Raw genomic sequence first — 22,668 nt, 5'->3', positions numbered from 1 at the left:
CTATCTCACCTCCGCAGTTTCATGTTGAACAAAGGTAACCGTACCATCTTCAAGCGATGCAATTTCTGCCAATGATTCTACGCGAACGCCTCTCTCACGCAGTTTCTTCCCTCCATCTTGAAATGCTTTTTCAATTACGATCCCAATTCCCGAAACGCTCGCTCCAGCTTGCTCTACTAAGCTCATGAGCCCTAAAGCCGCTTGCCCATTTGCTAAAAAGTCATCAATAATTAACACTCGATCGTCTTCATGAATATGTTTTTTAGATAGTGAGATCTCATTTGTTTCTTGTTTTGTAAATGAATATACGTTTGCAACATACATATTCTCTTGTAACGTTAACGATTTACGCTTTCTTGCAAAGATTACTTTTACCCCAAGTTCTAAAGCCGCCATAACCGCTGGTGCAATCCCAGAAGATTCAATCGTCACGATTTTTGTAATTTTCTCTTCTTGAAAACGTTTTGCAAACTCTTTTCCGATTTCTTGCATAAGTACTGGATCAATTTGATGATTTAAAAATGCATCTACCTTCAATACATCACCAGATAAAACTTTTCCTTCACTTAAAATCTTTTCTTGTAATACTTTCATATTTGTTCCTCCTCTTATGCAAATAAAAAACCCCAAAAGCAGCCACCACTCGTTACAAGTGAGAGACGCGCTTTTGGAGCTTCGCGAAAAAAAGAATACGAAACAAGCAAATCTATTCGTCCTCACTCATAGTCGAAGTATTTACGGTACTTCGGTAGAAACTTGCAGGCCTTATTCCTGCGATTATATGAGTGTAGCTAACTTATTTATTTATAGATGGATTATAACGCACTTTTTTTACTTTGAAAAGCATTTCTAAGAAAAACACGTACAAATATTATCGAAATATCTTTTTCGTTCGACTTTTAAAACCCTTTCACCTCCCTCTATATTTATAAAAAATTCTTTTTGAGTCACACATATTTATTTCTTGTAACATAAAGGGAAACTTTAATCAGTGGGGGGTTCTTCATCCCCCACTGATTATGAGCCCTCACCAATCGGGCTGTTACGGGTAGCCCTCCTCCCACCTATCTTCCTTGCTTCTCTCTGAATCTTGAGATGGGAGTCTTATTGCCCTCAAATAGCGGGATAAACACAAAATCATGGTATATCAGTGATTCGGCACATCGCCACTACGAATAAATAGAAACAAAGACCCAAATTTGTAAAAAGAGCCCACCTAAAAGGAGACCACTTTATAATAAAAAGGAGGCTGTCACCTACTCTATACAGGTGATAGTCTCCTTTTCACTCTCAATATTTTGATAAAATACTTGTTATGTTTTCAAAGCAGTCCCTTTAGGTTCTTCATTTTTTTAGTTCATAAATCTCTTTATATTTTGTTTCTAAATAGTCCGCTAAATAATTCGCATTTAGCCCCTCACCAGTTACATCCTCTAATATTTGTAATGGTTTTTTCATTTTACCATATTGGTGAATATTTTTTGTCAGCCATTCGCGAATTGGTGTGATATTCCCTTCTTCTAATAATGCATCGAAGTTCGGAATATCTTCTAACATCTTATGTTTAAATTGTGCGGCGTACATGTAACCAAGTGCATAAGATGGGAAATAGCCAAACGATCCATCTGCCCAATGGATATCTTGCAATACTCCTTGTGCATCTGTTTCTGGACGAATGCCTAAATAGCTCTCCATTTTATCATTCCATGCTTTTGGTAAATCTTTTACTTCCAACGTTCCGTCAAATAATTCTTTTTCTAACTCATAGCGAACCATAATATGTAATGGATACGTTAATTCATCTGCCTCAATGCGGATAAAGGAAGGCTTTGATTCATTGATTGCATCATAAAATTCATCTACCGACACATTTTCAAATTGTCCCTCACTAAATTGCTTCAATAATTCATAATTGTTCTTCCAGAAAGATTTATGACGCCCAATAAAGTTTTCAAAAAATAGCGATTGTGATTCATGAATCCCCATTGAAGTACCACTGCAAAGCGGTGTTCCTTCTAAATCCTCGGAAATATTTTGTTCATATACAGCATGCCCACATTCATGAATTGTTCCAAACACAGCCGTTCGGAAGTCATTCTCATCATAACGAGTCGTAATGCGAACATCGCCTCTATTTAATGTAATTTCAAATGGATGAATCGTTTCATCTAAACGCCCAGCTTCAAAGTTATAATTTAATTGTTTTAATACTTCTAAAGTAAAATTCTTTTGTTGCTCCTTTGGAAAATGCTTAAATAATACATCTGTTTTTAATGTTTTATGAGACGCTGAAATGTTTTTCACAAGCGGTACAATTCGCTCACGTAATTGTCCAAATACATGGTCTAATATTTCTACTGTTACACCCGGTTCATACATATCTAACAACGTATTATATTTATACGTATCATAACCCCAATATGTAATAAATTTCTTCTTATATGCAACAATTTTTTCTAAATATGGTCTGAACATTTCAAAATCAGACTTTTCACGTGCTTCCCCCCAAACACTTTCTGATTTTGCTTGTAATTTTACAAACTCTTCATACTCAGCTTGTGGAATTTTTTTATTTTGGTCATACTTTTTGCGACACTCTTCTACAATTTTTTTCGTTGTTTCGGAAATTGTATTCTCTGCAATTCGTTGTTCTAATACTATTAAATATCTCTCCATCTCATCAGAAGTTGATAAAGAAAAGACTTCTGACGAAAGCATTCCGATGACTTCAGAGCGCTGATCTACCCCTTGTTTTGGAGCGCCTGTACGCAAGTCCCAAAATATTAAATTAAGTGCTTCGCCATAATTATTTATCTTTTTCACATATGCTAAAAATTCTTTTTCTAATTCATGTGTAGCGATTTTCATATCTCATTCCCTCCTTTTTCTATCTCCCCTTTATTTCGACATAAATAGATAAATTCCTTTTCTCCCTATAGAAAAAAGCTTGGCATTGACCAAGCTTTTTTCGTTAGATCATTATTCCTTCTACTGGCAGTACTTTCTTTACAGCTTCGACAACCTTTTCATTCTCATTTTCAGACAAGAATAACGAAATCGCTCCTTTGTCCTCACTTGTACGAATTAAGCGTCCAATTCCTTGACGAAGTCGTAAAATCATATATGGTACATCTACGTTCCAAAATGAATCATTTACATGTTTTCGTTTCGCTTCAAACACAGGGTCATTTGGAGGGAATGGAAGCGACCAAATAATGACATGTGATAATGATGAACCAGGAATATCTAACCCTTCCCATAAATGAACAGCACAAAGGACAGTCTCTTCTTCATTTTGGAAACGTGAAACGAGCTGACTAATTTCTTGATCTCCCTCATATAAGAACGGAATAGACATTTGTTCTTTGCTTACGTATTCTTTAAAGACAGCAAGCTCCTCAGTTGTTCGGAACAATACAAGTGTACGTCCATTGGTTTTTTGAATATTTTCAAGTATATATTGACACTTTCTTTCCCATGCATTTTCTTCATTATAGGATGGTAAATACACTTTCATTTGTTCTTCATAATCAAATGGAGAAGCAACCGAGAACGATAGATAATCTTTTATGCCGAGACTATTTGCGGTAAATGCAAATGAACCATTTTCAGATAATGTAGCAGAAGAGAAAATATACGGGATTTTTTTAGAGAATACTTTCTCTTGTAATACTTCTTCTACTGCACGTGGCATAATAACTAATGTAAATGTTCCATCCCCTTCTTCTCCCCACGTAATCGCATTTTTCTCATGCATGAAAAGACGAAGTGAATGTTCCAGTACATCTAAATGCTCGTCAACAATATTTAAATCATATGTGTTGACTGTATACATTTCACTTTCAAATACTAATGCATCGCCGACTTCAGCAATTTTCGCATATAATCGTTTTGCTTCTGTAGTCACTTTTTCTGTTACCGTAATTTCCAAGCGATCTGACCCTGGAATTTCTTGTTTATTCTCTTGTAAAACATCAAAGAAACGTTCTGTCTGCCAAATTGTTTCTTCTATTAAATGAGCAAATTCTTCACGAATATCATTTTGCAACAATCTTGTTAATAATTGTTCCATCATCGTTTGCTTTAATCGATACGTTAGTGCTTTTTGCGCTGCATATTCAACCAAATGTCCTTCATCAAAAACGACACAGCTACTTTCTGGTAGAAGCGGCATCTGTCCTTCACGCTTACGAGCATCATATGTCCAAATGTGGTCCATATAGAAATCTTGAGAACAAATAATTAAATCTGCTGCTTTACGGTAATGTTCACGAGAAAGCGTTTGACCGCAGCGATGGCGAGATTCACATGTGAAACAATCTTGGAAATAATCCCAAGATACTTTTGACCACTCTTCATCATTTAATAGCGGAAACTCTTTACGATCTCCATATGGTGTAAAATTTTGCATTGTTCCGTGATCAAATACAAATTGCGGCAATTCATAATATAAATCTTCAATTACTTCTGGAGCTCGTCCACTCATTACATCTTCTAATTTACGTAAACATAAATAATTATCCATTGATTTTGCAAGTCTAACATCAACAGATAACCCTAACGCTTCTGATAACTTCGCGATGTCCCCTTCTTCTTTTACAAGCTGTTCAATTAGCGTTTCATCTGCACAAGCGATAATAGCCGGCTTTCCTGTATAACGTGCATAACAAATTGCATATAAAAGATATACAATTGTTTTTCCTGTTCCAACACCAGCCTCAGCAAACATAACCTTCTTCTCTTGAAACGCTCGTTCTAATTGAAACGCCATAAAAATTTGTTCATCGCGCTCTTCAAAACCTTTTTCTGGGAGGATATCGTAAAATACATCTCCAATCCACTCATTCAACTTATCATAAAAATTATCTTGTTTCCCTACTTCAAATGGTAATCTCTTCTTAGTAAACATGCTTAGCCTCCAACCAAAAAGTTTTTCTATAAAAAAGATATAGCAACTGCTACTTATAAATAGCAGTTGCTTTCCCCTGTTGTAATACATAGAAATGCGTGAAAAAAGTTTTCCTTTATGTAAAGGAAAACTTTTTTTACTCTATTAATGACTTTAAATAACGCTTATCAATTAATGTTTCATATGATAACGCAGATAAATATTCTTCCTGTGCCTTTTGAATTTCATCTGCTGCTACACTTTGAAAATCAAGTTCTTTGCCGAGTTCATCATACGTACGATGAATCGCTTTTTGAATCATTGACAACTGGAACCCATCCATATCGATTCCTCCTTTTGCACATTACATAGTAGCCAGTATATGCGCAAAAAAGAGGTTTTATACTACGAATTACGAGGCGGACGTTTTCCAAAGTATTGGTAGTAATCTGTACGAATAAAGCCATTGAATAATTTACGCTTTTTCGACGCTTCTTGTCCATAACATTTTTCAAATGCCTCATAGCTTGTTAATACATATAAGGACCAAGTGTCTAACGGACGGAATACTTCTCCCATTTCTTTGTATAACTTTTCAACAAGTGCTTTTTCACTTAAACGTTCTCCGTATGGAGGATTCGTTACAACATAGCCATATTCCTCTTTTGTCGTAAAATCTTTTACTTGCATTTGTTTAAAGGAAATTAAATCGCCTAATCCAACTTCATCCGCATTATCTTGCGCGATTCTTATCATACGATGATCAATATCTGATCCGATAATTTGTAATGGCTGATCATAATTTGCTAAATCCTCTACTTCTTGACGCGCTTCTTTCCAATTTTGCTTACCAATCCAGTCCCATTCATCCGATGCAAAGTCTCGGTTAAATCCTGGTGCAATATTTTGTCCAATCAGCGCCGCTTCAATCGGAATTGTTCCAGAACCACAAAACGGATCAACGAATGGACGATCTGGTTTCCAATTTGTAAGTTTAATTAAGGATGCAGCTAACGTTTCTTTCAACGGTGCTTCTCCCTGATCAACACGATATCCGCGCTTGTGCAATCCGACACCACTTGTATCGATTGTTAACGTTGCAATATCTTTTAACATGGCAATCTCAATGCGGAATAAAGGACCATTCTCTTCAAACCAAGTTGTACGCTTATATGTTGATTTTAACTTTTCAACAACAGCTTTTTTGACGATACGTTGGCAATCTGGAACACTAAATAAAGTTGATTTCACAGATTTACCAATAACAGGGAATTCCCCGTTTTCAGGAATATAATCTCCCCAATTTAGAGCCTTTGTCTTCTCAAATAATTCATCAAACGTAGTTGCTTTAAATTCCCCCACTTTGATTTTGACACGATCAGCAGTACGCAACCATAAATTGGCACGACAAATTGCATTTACATCTGCTTCAAACGTTACTTTTCCGTTATCTACTTGGCACTCGTAGCCAAGATCACGAACTTCTCTTGCAACTAGAGCTTCAATTCCCATCGCTGCTGTTGCAATTAAAGTAACTTTTCCCATTTTCTATTCACCTCTTATGTATAATCAAACAATCATCACTCTATAAATGATTAAGTATGATAACGTATTGTTTTCTTTACCATTGTAACTCAAGCATCATTACTTCATACAAATAAAAAGCTCTCCTCTTTCAAAGGAGAGCTGAGTCATTACGTAATTGGTTCATAACGTTCTGTAAGCCATGTTCTGTTCCTTTGTACTACAAACGGCCCACGCCTCGTACTCCGGTGGTAATCATCTATCTACAGGTTACTCAAACCTGTCCTTTTCCATCGTTCATTTCCTTGGAAAAGATTCCCCTACCATTATTTGGGTTTCTCGCTCGTGGGGTTTACCTCGTTCCACTCCTATCATTTCTTCAAGGACTTCGTCACTGTGGCACTTTAAAGGTAGTCAAACCATATCCAAAAGGACTTAGGTTTTTTCCCTGCCGTTAAACCAGCCTCGCGGCCAGAATACCCTAGCTTATGAATTGGCTAGGCACGAACACTACGACCATCTCAGGTCGTGCGAGCATGGACTTTCCTCTACAACGTTTACGTTGCAGCGATTACCCAAACGCTATGACAAAGATTAGTATAGTGGAAACAAAAAGATTTTGCAATGCTTTTTTATATGTAAGATGTTTCAATCTTTTCCATTTCTACATTACTCGTATAATTTGCTTCCAAAAACAGCTTTTTCTAAATTAGATAAACGTTTCAAAATATCTGTATTTGTATTGCTATATACAGGTTGTGCAGCCGGTGTTGGAATCGTTTGTTGCGGAGCTTGTGCCGCAGCAAGTTTCTGCTCTTCTAATTCACGTTTCAAACGTGCGTTTTGCTGTTGCAATTGTTCCAGTTCCTTATGAAATACTTCATAATCTTTAATAATCATATCAAGAAACTTGTCGACCTCTTCTTGCTGATATCCTCTCATGCCTGTTTTAAATTCTTTTTCTAAAATATCTTTTGCCGTTAATTTAATTTTATCCGAAATCATTCTCTTCACCTCAAATTTTCACCAAAACTTTTATTAGCTAAATTTTTTCAGAAACAGTCACTTTTGTCAATCATATCTGCACAAGCAATCTTCCATATTACTCTGCATCATTCCACTGTTCTTCTTCTATTATATCTTGTAAATCAGAAAAAAGAATGAAATAGCTATGATAATTTTCTATTTCTTCTTTTTTCTTAGCCACCTCTACTATATATTTTGGACTTCCTGGTTTTTCTTCATCATATACAGCTAAAAGTGCGTCACTTTTGTCAATAAAAAATTGATTTTTTAATCGAAATTGCTCTGGGCTTTCATATCTTCTTTTTGTAATACTATCAACATGATCAGCTTGCTCTAAAATGAATTCATACCATTCTTTATTTTCTTCTTTCCAGTTTTCCTCTTGTGCTAAAAAAGGGGTAAACACAGCAAGTTTTAAATCGGGATATTCTAATTGTAAGTCAAACACAACTTCTGCAGCCCATAATTCAACCCCAAGTTGTCCACTAATCATCACCCATTCTAATCCTTCTTCCAAAAAGGCAAGAAATTTACGATGTAACGCTTTTTTTATATAAGTCACACCTGGGTGATCATTCTGAAATATTCCAAGTTCAAAAGGTTTATATCCTGTTACAGCTAAAACTTTCATATCAACACTCCAATAAAAAGAAAAGAACTAGCATCTCGCTAGTTCTAACATAACATTTACTTTTTAAATATTCCACCTACATTAGGGCCTGCGTTTGGGCCAAATGGTGATACATTAGGGCCTGCATTTGGACCAAACGGTGATACACTAGGGCCTGCATTTGGACCAAACGGTGATACACTAGGGCCTACATTTGGACCAAATGGTGATACTTGATGAGGGTATCCATGGTGTCCACACCCTCCACCATGACCTGGGTCTTCAAATCCTGGATCTACAACATTTACATTTGAATGTGTTTGCGGGAAGAAATGTTGGTTTTTAATTTGTTGATGATGCACATGCGTTGTATGAGTTGGGTGAATATGTGGCACCACCGTTGTAGAAAAAGTGTGTGTTACACATTGTTTTGTTGGATGAACAACAGGAGGTGCTGTGCAAATAGGACCTGTTGGCTTATGCCCTCCAAAACAAGGATGACAATGACGCATAGTTTTTCTCTCCTCTCTCACTCAAAATCTAACTACACTTTACAATATGAGAAAAGAGTAAAAGCCGCTTGTTATATATACCTATTTCTTCAAAGGAAATTCGTCTAGATTATAAGTCATTAGATGAAGAGCTTGGCTTATTGTCACACGATTACTTTCCGAAGAACCCCCCAACTTGTTTTACAATTCCTGTAACTTGATTTACCGCATTCATCATTTGGCCTGCTGTATTCATCATTTTGTTCACATCATAATTTCCATCTGCTGTTTTAAATTGAGACACCAAACTAGAAAACTGACTCGGTTGCTGTTTCTGCTTGTTCATTTTTGGATATGGTTGAAAGGGCTGCTGCGGCGGATAAAACATAGATGGTTGTGAGTGCGGCGGTGCGTAATACGGCATATTCATATAAGGTTGTTCATGCTGATTCATAAATGATACTTCAAATGGCTGATAATAATTTTGATTCCCATAATAAGGTGCGAAAGGATACATATTGTAGCGTAAATGCGGCGCTCCATTATGTTGATACGCGTTTGGCTGTGGGTTTGAATGAAACCCTTGATAAGTAGGTTGTTGAAACATGCATTCTCTCCCCCTTTATCTTCGTTTCTACCTTTAGAATATGTACCTACAAAATAAAAGGTGTTCTTATATAATTGTCTGTTTTTGTCGGAAGTTTAAATTTTTAAAAAAATAAAAAAGTAAACCCTTTCATGTTATGATATAAAAGAAGAAGATTCTCATGGGGGAGGAATCAACATGATATTAGGGGATTTAAAACAAGCGTTTTTACAAAAAAAGGGGTATTGTACAGAAAATATGAATGAATTGCTCGACTTTGCGCGACATTGTTATTTGGAAGGGAAAATCTGTATTTCAGAATATCGAGTGTTGATACGAGAATTGGAAACAAGTGGAGCAACAAGACCACGTCATAAAATTACAGAATCATAAAAAACACAAGAGGGATTCCCCTCTTGTTATTTACATAATTCCACAATAGTCTGTAACGTATATAAAATCGCCTGGTGCGTTTCATAAAACCGTTTCCCTTTTCCTTTATTCACAAAGCATTGCAAAGCATTATTTTGTAAATTTTCGCACACTTGATCTATTTGTTGAAAATGGACATATTTAGGATGTTCTTCTTTTATCCATCTGTAAGCCAATTCTTTCCAAGCCCTCAACTCGTTATCTACCATATCCACAAACGGCTTCATATCGGTATAAAAATCATATTCTACCACTTCTCTTTTTTTAACAATTGTTTCATCGTTATACTCTATTAACTTTATTGAAGATTGCTTTAACGCTTGATCCTTCACTTTATCCCACCTTGCTTATGCACCTACGACAACGTTTTGAAACGTTTGGAGCCAATTTCCTTTCTCCTGATGATGCACTAATTTATCTTCCATATGTTGAATGTGCATTTCTGTTATTTCTACTTTCTTACATATATCCTCACGTCTGTCCTTTAAATCATGATTAATCCTAAGTGAAACTTTCATTTCCAGCAAATCAAGAGCACTTAACATTTGATCCATTTTCTTCATTACATTTTCCTTCTGAACCATCGCCATCTATAAAACGCCTCCTTCTTTGCTTTCCCTTTGCCATGTAATTTCGACACCCCAGTTCTCACTCCTGCACGATTGACAAAACTAGTTGTGATTCGGCAAATAAAGTGAAACTTTCATTCGTATTTCTTCTTCATCTTTTAAAAATTAGAAAAGCTTGTATTCTGCATGTGTTTTATAGAAATGGTAACAATACAAATGGGAGGTGTTACTATGGCTAAAAATAAAAATGAAAAGAAGAAAAAACAAAGCAAACAGCAAAACAAACCTGAAACAGGAAATCCAAAATTAGATGGACCAAACTTCCCTGCTACATAAACAGGGGGCTGTTCATCCAAATTCGCTATTTCCTTCTAAAGTTCATCTTTTTTCACGCTGTTACAACAACATTTTTTCATTCAATACGTAAAGAACGTAAGCTATATAATCGATCCCCGCACTTTCACAAAGGTGCGGGGCTTTTTTTATTATAACACGAAGCTGTTGAATCGTTTACGAAAGCTAATGAATGAAGCAATGTAATGAATCTTCCTTTGTTTCTTTAGAAACCATGTAGTAACATCAATCTTTTCCTGCGGCTCCTTAACTATAAAAAAATTCTCTACATTTGTATAAGAATGAAACCAATCTAATGGATCTTGTCGCGCCGGAGGGACAATAGAAAACACCTCCCTAAGTTGCGGTGTACGATATCCTTTCATTCCCTTGAAATATTGTTCATAATCTAATCTTGAGCCTGTAGGAATCGTATGCAAAGCAAAATCATAAAATAACTCCTTATACTTCGGATGAAATAATAGCCACGCTAACTTCTTACCAAGTTCAATACGTTTTTTTACATTTTCAAATCCAGTAACCGAAAAACCATATAAATCCCCTTCTAAAGTTGGAAAAACAACCGCGTTCAAATGAAATCTTTCTTGCATTTTAAAAAGTAATCGATCCAATACACGAGACTGAATATACCGATTTTCAATAACTGGTTTTTGAATTTTATTTTGCTCATTAATAATTAATGCTATCATTAACCGCTTTTTATTTCTTTCTCTCCAAAAACGATTCCATTCCTTTTCCATAAAAACAGATACATAAAAAGAAGGCAACAAATGAAAGAACGTTCTATTTCTTTTTTTACTCTCTTCATATAGTAATAACTGTGGATAAGCATCTAAAAAAATAAGGCAATTTGCTTTCTCATATGTAAGGAATAATTGTTGTCTCATCCCTTTAGATAGGATATTCGAGTAATTTTCTCCTTCTAAATCTGTCATATTCCAGCCAGCATTTCTCGAAACCATACTCGCTAAAAAAGACCACTCGACCTCTTTATTTCGCAAATAATATTGTTGATAAGTTCGTGTACGCGAAATGTTGTCCATATTTGCAATAGCAGTCTTTTCCTTAATATAGGTAATGAGTTGTTTCTCCTCTTTTGTAAACGAAACCATTTCTTCATCTCTTTTCCAATTCTTATCTTCACTTCCGTTACCTCTCATCCATTCACCGCCTCTCTTTAAAAAAATCGCATTTTCATTGCTTTTTTTGATATAATCACCTGTGTAAGTGATTCTAAGCAAGATGGAGTGGACAAAACATGACCATTCGTTACCCAAACGGAAAAAGATATAATCAAGCTTTACAACCTCAAAAAACAAAAATGAAAAAACATACTTATGGTAACAGGGGGATGTCTCTTGAAGAGGAACTAAATGAAACAAATCAATATTATTTGAGTCATAATATTGCCTGTGTACACAAAAAACCAACACCTCTTCAAATTGTAAAAGTGGATTATCCTGCCCGAAGTGCTGCAGTTGTAAGAGAAGCTTATTTTAAACAGCCTTCTACAACAGATTACAACGGTGTTTATAAGGGTAAATACATTGATTTTGAAGCAAAGGAAACAAAAAATAAAACAAACTTCCCGCTCCAAAACTTCCATCTCCACCAAATTGAGCATATGAAACAAGTTATTGCTCATGATGGAATTGCATTCGTCATTATTAAATTTACACTTTATAACGAAATTTATTTACTCGATGCAAAACACGTTATTTCATTTTGGAATCGCAAAGATACCGGAGGGAGAAAATCAATTACAAAACAAGAAATTGAGGAACACGGCTCTTTGTTATCATGCGGTTATCATCCTCGAATCGATTATATTTCTATACTAGACATGGTTTATTTTTCGTGATAGAGTCAAAAATAAGGCTCTTTTTTCGACTTTTGGGGAGAAGATGAAAGGTAGGAGAAAGTATAATGTCAGAAAATTATCGTTCTCGTACAGAACGAAAACATGCAAAACAGCAAACAAAAGATAAAAATAAAAAGGATAAACCCAAGAAAAAAGGATCCTTTTTCAAGAAATTTTTAGTGACTTGCCTGCTTCTTGGCATTGTCGGACTTGTAGCTGGAGTTTCAGCATTCTTTGTCATAGTGAAAGATGCTCCAAAGCTAGACAAAGCGAAACTTGTCAATCCTCTATCAACTAAATTTTATGATAAAGACGGTAACTTCTTTTATGAATATGGTGCTGAGAAACGGACTGCTATCACTTATGATCAAGTTCCAAAAGTAGTTGAAAATGCCTTTCTTGCCACCGAGGATGCTCGATTTTATGACCATCATGGAATTGACTTTAAGCGTACAGGAAAAGCCATTATGGAAAACATCACAGGCGGGTTCGGTTCACAAGGTGGTAGTACAATTACGCAGCAAGTAATTAAAAATTACTTCCTTACAATGAAAAAAACACCAAAACGAAAAGTGCAAGAATGGTATTTAGCTTACAAACTAGAACAGAAATACTCTAAGCATGAAATTTTAGAAATGTACTTAAATAAAATTAATTTAGGTAATCGCTCTTATGGCGTAGCAACAGCAGCTCAAAACTATTATGGAAAAGATTTGAAAGATTTAAAGTTACATGAAGCTGCAATGCTCGCTGGCTTACCACAAGGCCCTAATATTTATGATCCAACGAAAAAAGAAAATGTACAACGTGCAACAAAACGTCGTAACGTTGTTTTAACATTAATGAATCGTCATAACTTTATAACAAAACAACAGATGGAAGAAGCGATGGCAATTCCAGTAACAGAAGGACTCCTTCCTTCTAAAGAGGTTACTGAAATGCCTTATCCTGCTTTTTTAGATGCAGTTGTAAAAGAAGTTGAAAAGCAAATACCTGATGTAAATATTGGATCTGATGGATTACAAATCTATACAACTCTTGATACAAAAGCACAAGATTATGCTGAAAAGATTTTAGATGGGGATCTTATCCGATATCCAAATGATAAATTCCAAGGTTCTTTCGTATTTATGGACACACAAACTGGTGAAGTTCGTGCAGTCGGTGCTGGACGTAAAGAAAGTAAATCAACATTTAAAGGTCATAACTTAGCCACTGATTTAGATCGACAAGTTGGATCTACAATGAAACCTATTTTTGACTACGGCCCAGCAATTGAATATATGCAATGGTCAACTTATCATCAATTAAATGACTCAGAATATACGTACTCAGATGGTACAAAAATTCGAAATGCAACGAGCAGCTATAAAGGGGATGTTTCAATGCGTGAAGCATTAAAAAAATCTTTAAACATCCCAGCATTAAAAACTGCTCAAGCAGTCGGACTAAATAAGTCAAAAGAGTTTTCTGAAAAACTCGGGATGACATTTAAGCAAGGACCATATGAATCAGCAGCAATCGGTAGTAATGAAAGTTCTCCGTTACAAGTAGCTGGTGCCTATGCAGCATTTGGGAATGACGGTATTTATAATAAACCTCATTTCGTAAAAGAAGTTGTCTTCCCTGATGGTAAGAAGAAAAACTTTAAACCAAAAGAAGAGCGAGTAATGAAAGACTATACAGCGTATATGATTACAGATATGCTTCGCGATGTTGTTAAACCAGGATCTGGTGGAACTGGCTCAGCAGCTTATGTTTCAGGCGTCGATCTTGCTGGTAAAACAGGGACGCAAAACTATGACAAATCGGTGATTGAAAAATATGATATTCCAGCAGATGCAAACCGCGATAGTTGGTTTGCCGGCTATACACCGCAATATACAATGGCTGTATGGACAGGTTATGAAAATGATAGTTCAGAAAACTATATAGGCGACCGCTCAACGAAAATTGCTCAACAAATGTTTAAAGTCATGATGGGTAAATTCGCAACAGACCGCAGTCGTTTTGAACAACCTTCTTCTGTAGAACGAATCAATGGCGAACTTTACGTAAAAGGTGCGAAAAAAGATGCGATTAAACAAATTAAGGTAGATCCACCAACTGGTGTAACACCTTCTTATGACGCAGGATCAAATACAATTACATTAAGTTGGTCCGGTCCTTCTGATGTATCTTATGCAGCAAGTTATAAAGCAAATGACGGTTCTAGTGGTAGCTTATCCGTAAAAGGAACATCTGCTACACTTGGCGGTGTAAAATCAGGTGTAACATATAGCTTCTCTGTCGTAGCCCAAAAAGGGACTGGCACAAGTAGTCCAGCTGGCGTTTCCTTTACCGTTCCTGGTCAAAATGCAGACGCTCAAAAGAAAGCTGAAGAAGAAAAGCGTAAAGCTGAAGAAGAACTGAAGAAAAAAGCCGAAGAAGAAAAGCGTAAAGCTGAAGAAGAACTAAAGAAAAAAGCCGAAGAAGAAAAGCGTAAAGCTGAAGAAGAACTAAAGAAAAAAGCTGAGGAAGAAAAACGTAAAGCTGAAGAAGAAGCAAAAAAACAACAAGAACAGCAGCAGAATCAGCATCCCCAACAAACTCCACCAGAACAGCCAACTGGTGGAAACGGTGGAACGAATGGAGAATCGACTCCTCAACCAGATGGACAATAAAAAAAGAAGTCACTATCTACTTTTAAGATAGTGACTTCTTTTTTATCATCATGTTTTTGGCGTATATTTTTTCTATTTCAATATATAGCTGTGTCAATTGGATGTACGATTGGTAATGATTCGGTTGCTCTATAATAAATGCATAGCGTTCCATAAAATTAACAGGCTGTAGCTTTAACTTCTCTGTATCCTGTTTTATATCTTTTAAACTAGATATTCTTTTTTCATTCATCCAATATAAAATCGATAATAAATAAGCACTGAAATGAATCATAGGCGCTTTCGCTTCGTTTCTTTTTCTCTCTTTAAATAACTTCGAAAGTGCCTCTTTCTTATTCGCCCACATTTGTAGCACTGCCGGTATACTCTTTTCTATTTTACGCCACGGTTGATATTTTTGTTCTATATCAAACAAAAAATAAGTATTTTGGATTAATTCTTCAAATGATTGACTACATGTGTACACAATTTTTGTTTCACTTTCTTTGAAAAACGGCTCACATTGAAACTCAGGTGGTATCTCCACAACTCTGTTTTCCATTCCCTACTTCACCTTCATCCGCTTTTTACCTTCACGACATATTTCTAATAACGGACATACTTCACACTGTGGCTTTTGTGCTTTACAATGATAACGTCCAAAAAAAATCAGTCTATGATGCGTAACGCCCCATTCTTCCATAGGCACCTTTTTCATTAATGTTTTTTCAACTTCTAACACAGAGTCTTTCCATCGACAAATTCCTAAACGCTTACTCACTCGTTCCACATGTGTATCGACTGCAATTGCTGGAATGCCAAAAGCAACAGAAACAACTACATTTGCCGTCTTTCGACCTACCCCTGGTAATTTTGTTAATTCATCACGATCTGCAGGAACTTTCCCATCATACTCATCGATTAGCATTCTGCATAGCTTTTGAATATTTTTTGCCTTATTTCTATAAAGCCCTATGGAACGTATGTCTTGTTGTAATTCTTCCAAAGAAACTTTCAAATAGTCCTCAGGTGTTTTATATTTTTGAAATAAATTTTTCGTCACTTTATTTACAAGTGCATCTGTACATTGTGCAGATAAAGCCACTGCAATGACAAGTTCAAATGGATTATCATGAATTAATTCACAATGTGCCTCTGGATACATTTTCGCCATTGTATCTAGACAATAGCGAATTTGTGTTTTATTTAACATACATTTCCTCCTACCTTATTGCTCCAACCAATTATAAAAAGGGACTTTCCCTGTGTACTTTGTCTCTTGTTTTGTTATCTGATGTGAGCGTTGCTGATTTGCTCGAAACTTCCGTCCTTGCTCTTGTGCTTGATCTACCGTTTTGATTCCATTCTTTTTCCATTCAAATAAAATCCGATCAATATATCGAAAATTAAGCTTTCCACTCATTACAGCTTCCTTAAGAGCAGCTTGAATTAAATTAGGATGGTGTTGATCTTGATCCTGCCACATTGCCAATGTCTCACATTCAAATGGTGACAATGGTCTCCCAAATTCACGTTCGAAAATAGTATATAAATTCAGTTGTAACTGCTTTTGTTCTTTCTGCTCTTCTTCTATTGTTTCATTCATTAAATAATGTAATATTTTTTCCCAAAGTGGTTGTAAAGAATAACTTTCGCACATCTTCGCTTCAGACCTTTGTCCACCTTCTAAAGCAAGAAAGCCTTTTTGAATTAATGATTGAATCATTTCCATACACTTCATTTCTGAAATTGTCATTCGTTCTGCAATTTCAGAAGGAGTTGGAAACGAATTACCCGACTCTAAAAAAGTATGAACATGAAGTACAATCATAAATTCCATCTCATTTAAGCCCAATTTTTTATAGTGCATCATAAGCAATTTTGGAATGGCAATACTCCCCTGTTCAAACCAATGTAACATCATTTTTTTCTTCATAACCAAAACACCTCGCTTTCTAGTATAACACAACCTCATAGCATTTCTTTTTCCACAATTCGTCAAAAAACCTCCCTATATAGGGAGGTCATGTTCATTTGTTCAAAAGTGCAAATCCAAAATATTCTTTTTAAGCCTGCACTTTACCTTTCATAAATGTATGAATTCGTTCTAAAGCTTTCTCTAATTGCTCAAGAGATGTAGCATATGATAAACGAACATTGTTTGGAGCACCAAATCCTGTTCCAGGAACAAGTGCTACTTTTTCTTCCTCTAACAGCGCTTTTGCCCATTCATCTACTGTTTTGTATCCAGCTAGTGCTACCGCTTCTTTTACATTTGGAAATAAGTAAAATGCGCCTTGTGGTTTGATACAAGTGAAACCAGGAACTTGAATTAATTTATTATAAATAATGTTTAATCTTTCTTCGAATGCTTGTCGCATCATTTCCACAGGTTCTTGTGGCCCTGCATATGCAGCAATTGCACCGTATTGAGCAATTGAAGTAGGGTTTGATGTACTATGACTTGCTAAATTGGTCATTGCTTTAATAAGCTGCTTATTTCCTGCTGCATATCCAATTCGCCATCCTGTCATAGAATGTGATTTAGATACACCATTTATAATAATCGTTTGTTCTTTCAATTCATTAGAAAGCTGAGCAATTGAAGTATATTCTACTCCGCCATAAACTAACTTTTCATAAATTTCATCAGAAACAATTAAAATGTCATGTTCTAAGCATACTTCTCCAAGCTGTTTTAATTCTTCCTTGCTATAAATCATTCCTGTTGGATTGCTCGGTGAATTAATAATAACAGCTTTTGTTTTCTCTGTAATCGCTTCACGTAGCTGCTCTGCTGTAATTTTATATTGATTCTCTTCTAACCCTTCCACATAAACTGGTTTTCCACCAGCAAGTTTTACTTGTTCTGGATAACTTACCCAATAAGGAGTTGGAATAATCACTTCATCCCCTTCATCAAGCAATACTTGAAAGAGTGTATAAAGTGAATGTTTTGCACCGTTACATATAATAATTTCTGTCGGATCATACGTTAGTTTTTGATCACGCATAAATTTCTTTACAATTTCTTGTTTTAGCGTTTGTAACCCACCAGTAGGTGTATATTTTGTATGTCCTTGTAACATCGCTTTATGTGCAGCATCTATAATATGCTCCGGCGTATTAAAATCAGGTTCTCCTGCTCCTAAACCAATGACATCATGCCCTTCGGCCTTTAGTACCTGAGCCTTTGCTGTAATCTCTAAAGTTGCAGACGGTGTTAAAGCAGCTACTCGCTTTGCTAATTTCATTTGCGGTTTTCCCCCTGTATCTATTTTTCAATGCTGTAAAATGCAGCAAATTCCCCATCTTGAAATCTCAAATAATAATACTTATAACGACCTTCTTGATCAATATATGTAATTTCCCAAAGCGGAACATCTTTTTCGATACCTAATTTTACTTTTACAATTTCTTTTGGAAGTTGCGGCTTTGATTCTTTATTTACCGTTTCCAAATACTCCATCATTTTTTGTATAGCTTGTTTTTCAGAAATGCCTTCACTCTTTTTCCTTACTAGAACTTTTCCTTTTTTCTCAGGTACCCATACAATCAGTTGTTCTCCTTTTTCATCTACACCTTGTACGACTACATATGAAGATTTCCCGTTATAATAATCAACGGATTTTACCTTTGTCAGCTTAGCTTTTTCTTTTGCAATTGCTACAACTTTTGATTCTTTCGGAATTTTCTTTTCCACTGTAGCATGATAAACATGCACCCCATACAATCCAATAGCAACGATAACGATAATGATGGCAAAGATCCACTTTTTCATTGTACCACTACGTTCTGTATATCGTAAATATTGCTGTTTCTTTTTCGTTTTCGTCTAACGCCAATCCGAACATGAGGTCCTGTTCCTTTAAAGTGCGATTTAAACTATCAACAATTTTATACAAATCAGATGAATATTTTATACGCGTCGTTGATAGCACTTCGATTTTCTTCTCCATGAAAACTCCTCCGTTACACAAAATTTCTAATTATAGAAGAACGCAATGCGGTTACAATAATAGTACATTCTTTACAACCCCTGCTTCATCACCCATCTATTATAGCAGGACATGTACAGCAAAAAAAGGTTTCAAGTCGAAAAGCAATATAATTTGTATATAAGAAGTAAGAAAAAATAAAATTCCTCCTACCCACATCGTTTACGCCTGAAGCATACGCTACTTCAGGCGTATTTTTCATATTTATTCATTTTATAAGCGGCGTAAAAGTTCATCTAATGATTCTTCATAAAGCGGAACATTTGGGATCGATTGCAAAAACTTTTCTCCATAAAAAGATGTTGTTAGCCGGCGATCTAACACAAATACAGTACCTGTATCCGAAGTACTTCGAATTAATCGACCGAATCCTTGTTTAAACCGAAGAATTGCTTGCGGGAGCGCTAGCTTTGTAAACACATCTTCTCCGTTCCTCTTCAACCATTCACTTTTTGCCTCCATCATCGGTTGATGAGGTGGCGTAAATGGTAATCGAGCAATGACAAGATGACTTAATGCAGCCCCAGGAATATCAATTCCTTCCCAAAAACTACTAGTTCCCAATAATATTGCCTTATCAAACTCTTGAAATTTCCGGATTAAACGACTGCGACTACGATTGTGAACACTTTGTGTTAGCAATATATATTCTTCTAATGCAGCTTCATTTTTTAACTTTGCGTACGTTTCTTTCAACATCTCATAGGAAGTAAATAGTACGAGTATTCTTCCATTTGTAGCCTGCGCAATCTTTTTAAGCTGTTGAGAAATTTCACGAATATATTCCTCTTCCTTCACTTCTTTAATAAGAGGAATATCTGTTGGAACCATTAATTTCACTTGCTCTTCATAGCGAAACGGTGATGGAACCGTTAATGTATGTGGCGCAAAATCCTCTAATCCAAGCTCTTCTTTTATATAGTCAAAAGTATGGTTCACCGTCAATGTAGCAGATGTAAAAATAACACTTCTCTTCTCTGCAAAAAACTCATCCGCAAGTCTTTCCCCAATATGAATAGGCTGTGCATATAACATTGTTGAATGAATGGTCCCTTTCGTTTCAGTTTCCATCCATGTTACATATGTATTTGCTTCTAATAAAAGTACTTGTAAAGAATGAGTCATCTTTCGGAGTGCAGTAATTAAATGAAAAAATTCACCTGTAACAACATGCATATTCCACTTCATTCCACTTTGCAGCAAATCAACTTGCTTCTCCAAATCCGTACACAAATCTTTTAATTCAAATATAAGCCGACTTGTTAATTCTATAATACCACTCCATAGCTTTCCGTTCTCTCGTTCAGTATGATATCGATAAATAAGTGGTATATTGTTATTTGAACTTTTTTCTTGCTTTGTTTTCTGAAATATAAATGCGCGCAACATTTGAAAAAGTTCATCGGCATCAAACTTCATTTCCTTCAACCTATGACTAATCTTCCGAAATGTAGAGCGAGAGGCTTGTCCTGATTCTTTCATCATTTTATACACCTTAGCTAATACATCATCTGTATCTAACGTACCAAGACGTGATAAAACCATTTGAAAATACATACATGAAAAACGCTCTCCTAACGTTCGACTTGCTGCTTCTTCAATGTGATGCGCTTCGTCAAAAATAATGTATTTATAAGACGAAAACAGCGATTCCTCACTAATAAAATCTTGAAATAGTAATGTGTGATTTGTAATCACAATATCTGCAAATAATGCCCGATTCTTCGCACGCTGATAAAAGCAACGACTAAACCAACTACTTTGAACTCCATTTGGGCTATATGCATCGCTACAAATTCGATTCCACAGTAATTTTCCACCTTCTGGAATGTTAAGTTCGTCACAATCACCTGTTTCCGTCTTCAATAACCATATTAAAATTTTCGCTTTCGTTAACGCAATATCATAATTCTTCTCATCTTCTTGTAAAGCATACTCAAATTTATGTAAACAAAGATAATGTTTTCTTCCCTTTAGTAAAGCAACTTCAAAAGGAAATGGCAGCACACTTTGTAATAACGGTATTTCCTTTTCTAATATTTGTTGCTGCAACTGCACCGTTTGTGTACTAATCACGACCGGTTCTTCTTTTTTCTTCGCAAAATAAATACTTGGAAGGAGGTAAGCTAACGTCTTCCCTGTACCTGTCCCTGCCTCTATTAATGAAAAACGTGCGTCTTGTAAGGCAGCATATATTTCTTTCATCATTTGTTGTTGCGTTTCTCTTTTTTCAAATTTGGGCACCTTTTTCTCAAGTTGTTCCATTGACTTGTGCAAAAAAATGCTAAATTTAGATGTTTGATTTTCACCTAAGTGCAACGAATAGCTACGCTTTCGCAGTGCAATATTTCGATATATGTCATATTCCTCCGATTCCTCTTTACCAGCCGTCATTTTCTTGAGAATATTTTCTGAAAGAATATGAGACATATCACTTTGAAATACATCACTCAATTCGTATAAAGATTGCAAAGTAACAAGCGGTAATTTTTCAATTTGAGTGAGAAATTGTAAAAATAATTCTGCCGTTGCAAGAGCATCACTATCTGCACGATGTGGTTGATCGTGCTCTAACTCATGTTTTTTAGCTAAATCTCTCAATTTATAACTATCAGCCGTCGGCAATAAAATCTGTGCCAATTCAACCGTATCAATTTTAGGACAATGTATATCTGCATAGCCAGCCTGCTTTAATTCTTCTTTTAAAAAATTCCAATCAAAGTGAACGTTATGTGCAACAAAAGAAGCACCCTGTAATAGCTCAACAATCATCGGCGCTACATCTTGAAATAGCGGGGCTTGTTTTACAAGATTTTCATCAATCCCTGTTAATTCTGTAATAAATGGGGGAATCTCCCTCTTTGGATTCACAAAAGACGAGAAAATTTCTAATATTTCTCCACCTTCCACCACAACAGCTGCGATTTGGGTAATTTTGTCTTTCCCATCTTTCCAAGAGTTCCCTGTCGTCTCTAAGTCGACAACGACATAACGTTTACTCATATGTAACACCTCAATTTCTTACCTTTCAAACAACAAAAATTCATATATTGTTACTATACCACGTTTTGTCTTATCTTAATGAAAAGATGCATAAAATGAACTGATTTTACAATTCCAATGATGCTGCTTCTCCAAAAAGAACCATATAGAAAAGACATTCTTGTAATAGCCGATAAAAAACAGGAGCCTTCTGACTCCTGTTTTCACCATTTATCTCGCTATTTTAGGGCAGTAACAGCCCGCTTGGTAAGGGCTTATAATCAATGCGAGAGAAAGAATCCCCCCATCAGTTTATACTTCAGTGCCTGCCTTTTCAGCACTTAACATTTCAATAATTTGATTGCGATCATCTAGCACTGCAATTTTGGGTATTTGTTTATAGACTTCTTCAGCTGATACAAGGCCATAACAAATAATAATCACTTTATCTCCAGGCTGCACAAGTCTTGCTGCAGCTCCATTTAAACAAATGACGCCGCTACCACGCTCCCCCTTAATCACATATGTCTCTAAGCGCTCTCCATTGTTATTATTGACAACTTGTACTTTTTCATTTTCGACAATTTCTACAGCGTCCATTAAATCTTCATCAATTGTAATACTTCCAACATAATTTAAATTAGCTTCTGTTACAGTTGCACGATGTAACTTTGCTCTCATCATTGTACGAAACATGGATGTCTC

Annotated in this window: 23 protein-coding genes, 1 other RNA gene and 1 riboswitch; of the genes, 3 read left to right on the top strand and 21 right to left on the bottom strand. The window is 35.8% G+C overall.

What is annotated here, in order from left to right; all coding sequences use genetic code 11:
* From MR056_RS05115 to MR056_RS05070, 10 genes are all read right to left on the bottom strand, one after another.
* The gene (locus MR056_RS05115) at window positions 1-594 is read right to left on the bottom strand and encodes a xanthine phosphoribosyltransferase (protein WP_012093792.1); all 594 of its coding nucleotides are present in this window, start codon (window positions 592-594) and stop codon (window positions 1-3) included.
* A 109-nt stretch (window positions 595-703) separates the two neighbouring features.
* Window positions 704-805, bottom strand: a riboswitch (purine riboswitch).
* Between the two features lie 539 nt (window positions 806-1,344).
* A complete protein-coding gene (locus MR056_RS05110; RefSeq protein WP_048722610.1) occupies window positions 1,345-2,868 on the bottom strand; it encodes a carboxypeptidase M32 in 1,524 nt (507 codons plus the stop codon).
* 103 nt (window positions 2,869-2,971) lie between these two features.
* The gene (locus MR056_RS05105) at window positions 2,972-4,909 is read right to left on the bottom strand and encodes an ATP-dependent DNA helicase (protein ID WP_048722607.1); all 1,938 of its coding nucleotides are present in this window, start codon (window positions 4,907-4,909) and stop codon (window positions 2,972-2,974) included.
* 136 nt (window positions 4,910-5,045) lie between these two features.
* Entirely contained in the window at window positions 5,046-5,231 is a 186-nt protein-coding gene (locus MR056_RS05100) for a DUF3921 family protein (RefSeq protein ID WP_012093789.1), read from the bottom strand.
* Between the two features lie 62 nt (window positions 5,232-5,293).
* The gene (locus MR056_RS05095) at window positions 5,294-6,433 is read right to left on the bottom strand and encodes a THUMP domain-containing class I SAM-dependent RNA methyltransferase (RefSeq protein WP_012093771.1); all 1,140 of its coding nucleotides are present in this window, start codon (window positions 6,431-6,433) and stop codon (window positions 5,294-5,296) included.
* A gap of 170 nt (window positions 6,434-6,603) precedes the next feature.
* An RNA gene (gene rnpB, locus MR056_RS05090) (RNase P RNA component class B) lies at window positions 6,604-6,995 on the bottom strand.
* Window positions 6,996-7,081: 86 nt separating this feature from the next.
* The gene (gene gpsB, locus MR056_RS05085; protein ID WP_012093770.1) at window positions 7,082-7,417 is read right to left on the bottom strand and encodes a cell division regulator GpsB; all 336 of its coding nucleotides are present in this window, start codon (window positions 7,415-7,417) and stop codon (window positions 7,082-7,084) included.
* A 97-nt stretch (window positions 7,418-7,514) separates the two neighbouring features.
* Window positions 7,515-8,069, bottom strand: a complete 555-nt coding sequence (locus MR056_RS05080; protein WP_012093769.1) for an SLOG family protein — start codon at window positions 8,067-8,069, stop codon at window positions 7,515-7,517.
* Between the two features lie 56 nt (window positions 8,070-8,125).
* The gene (locus MR056_RS05075; RefSeq protein WP_012093768.1) at window positions 8,126-8,560 is read right to left on the bottom strand and encodes a CotD family spore coat protein; all 435 of its coding nucleotides are present in this window, start codon (window positions 8,558-8,560) and stop codon (window positions 8,126-8,128) included.
* Between the two features lie 151 nt (window positions 8,561-8,711).
* On the bottom strand, window positions 8,712-9,146 hold the full coding sequence (locus MR056_RS05070) for a YppG family protein (RefSeq protein WP_012093767.1): 435 nt from the start codon (window positions 9,144-9,146) through the stop codon (window positions 8,712-8,714).
* A gap of 177 nt (window positions 9,147-9,323) precedes the next feature.
* On the opposite strand from MR056_RS05070, the gene MR056_RS05065 reads away from it, so the two are divergent.
* Window positions 9,324-9,518 carry a YppF family protein gene (locus MR056_RS05065; RefSeq protein ID WP_012093766.1) on the top strand — a complete coding sequence of 65 codons (195 nt, stop codon included), beginning with the start codon at window positions 9,324-9,326 and terminating at the stop codon, window positions 9,516-9,518.
* A gap of 26 nt (window positions 9,519-9,544) precedes the next feature.
* Here MR056_RS05065 and MR056_RS05060 read toward each other — a convergent pair whose 3' ends face one another.
* From MR056_RS05060 to MR056_RS05050, 3 genes are all read right to left on the bottom strand, one after another.
* Complete coding sequence (locus MR056_RS05060) at window positions 9,545-9,889, bottom strand: YppE family protein (protein ID WP_012093765.1); 345 nt, start codon at window positions 9,887-9,889, stop codon at window positions 9,545-9,547.
* Window positions 9,890-9,904: 15 nt separating this feature from the next.
* On the bottom strand, window positions 9,905-10,147 hold the full coding sequence (locus tag MR056_RS05055) for a hypothetical protein (RefSeq protein WP_012093764.1): 243 nt from the start codon (window positions 10,145-10,147) through the stop codon (window positions 9,905-9,907).
* A 464-nt stretch (window positions 10,148-10,611) separates the two neighbouring features.
* Window positions 10,612-11,640 carry a DUF2515 domain-containing protein gene (locus MR056_RS05050; RefSeq protein ID WP_012093763.1) on the bottom strand — a complete coding sequence of 343 codons (1,029 nt, stop codon included), beginning with the start codon at window positions 11,638-11,640 and terminating at the stop codon, window positions 10,612-10,614.
* A 98-nt stretch (window positions 11,641-11,738) separates the two neighbouring features.
* On the opposite strand from MR056_RS05050, the gene recU reads away from it, so the two are divergent.
* Together recU and MR056_RS05040 are read left to right on the top strand one after the other, a co-directional pair.
* On the top strand, window positions 11,739-12,341 hold the full coding sequence (gene recU, locus MR056_RS05045; RefSeq protein ID WP_012093762.1) for a Holliday junction resolvase RecU: 603 nt from the start codon (window positions 11,739-11,741) through the stop codon (window positions 12,339-12,341).
* A gap of 65 nt (window positions 12,342-12,406) precedes the next feature.
* The gene (locus tag MR056_RS05040; RefSeq protein WP_048722597.1) at window positions 12,407-15,004 is read left to right on the top strand and encodes a PBP1A family penicillin-binding protein; all 2,598 of its coding nucleotides are present in this window, start codon (window positions 12,407-12,409) and stop codon (window positions 15,002-15,004) included.
* 22 nt (window positions 15,005-15,026) lie between these two features.
* On the opposite strand, the gene MR056_RS05035 is transcribed toward MR056_RS05040, so the two are convergent.
* From MR056_RS05035 to panD, 8 genes are all read right to left on the bottom strand, one after another.
* Window positions 15,027-15,545: a YpoC family protein gene (locus MR056_RS05035; RefSeq protein ID WP_012093760.1), complete on the bottom strand. Its 519-nt coding sequence runs from the start codon at window positions 15,543-15,545 to the stop codon at window positions 15,027-15,029.
* Between the two features lie 3 nt (window positions 15,546-15,548).
* Window positions 15,549-16,196 (bottom strand): endonuclease III, encoded by a 648-nt coding sequence (nth, locus tag MR056_RS05030; protein WP_012093759.1) that lies wholly within the window; start codon window positions 16,194-16,196, stop codon window positions 15,549-15,551.
* Window positions 16,197-16,211: 15 nt separating this feature from the next.
* Window positions 16,212-16,919, bottom strand: a complete 708-nt coding sequence (gene dnaD / locus MR056_RS05025) for a DNA replication protein DnaD (RefSeq protein WP_012093758.1) — start codon at window positions 16,917-16,919, stop codon at window positions 16,212-16,214.
* Window positions 16,920-17,049: 130 nt separating this feature from the next.
* Window positions 17,050-18,237, bottom strand: a complete 1,188-nt coding sequence (locus MR056_RS05020) for a pyridoxal phosphate-dependent aminotransferase (protein WP_012093757.1) — start codon at window positions 18,235-18,237, stop codon at window positions 17,050-17,052.
* A 20-nt stretch (window positions 18,238-18,257) separates the two neighbouring features.
* A complete protein-coding gene (locus MR056_RS05015; RefSeq protein WP_012093756.1) occupies window positions 18,258-18,764 on the bottom strand; it encodes a cell wall elongation regulator TseB-like domain-containing protein in 507 nt (168 codons plus the stop codon).
* Window positions 18,765-18,771: 7 nt separating this feature from the next.
* Entirely contained in the window at window positions 18,772-18,942 is a 171-nt protein-coding gene (locus tag MR056_RS05010; RefSeq protein WP_012093755.1) for a YpmA family protein, read from the bottom strand.
* 252 nt (window positions 18,943-19,194) lie between these two features.
* A complete protein-coding gene (gene dinG, locus MR056_RS05005) occupies window positions 19,195-21,984 on the bottom strand; it encodes an ATP-dependent DNA helicase DinG (protein ID WP_012093754.1) in 2,790 nt (929 codons plus the stop codon).
* Window positions 21,985-22,275: 291 nt separating this feature from the next.
* On the bottom strand, window positions 22,276-22,659 hold the full coding sequence (gene panD / locus MR056_RS05000) for an aspartate 1-decarboxylase (protein WP_012093753.1): 384 nt from the start codon (window positions 22,657-22,659) through the stop codon (window positions 22,276-22,278).
* Window positions 22,660-22,668 lie beyond the last annotated feature (9 nt).

Source organism: Bacillus cereus group sp. BfR-BA-01360 (genome assembly GCF_022663595.1).
GTDB lineage: Bacteria > Bacillota > Bacilli > Bacillales > Bacillaceae_G > Bacillus_A > Bacillus_A cytotoxicus.
The sequence above is the reverse complement of the archived record's forward strand: the minus strand, read 5'-3'. Positions and strand labels throughout refer to the sequence as shown.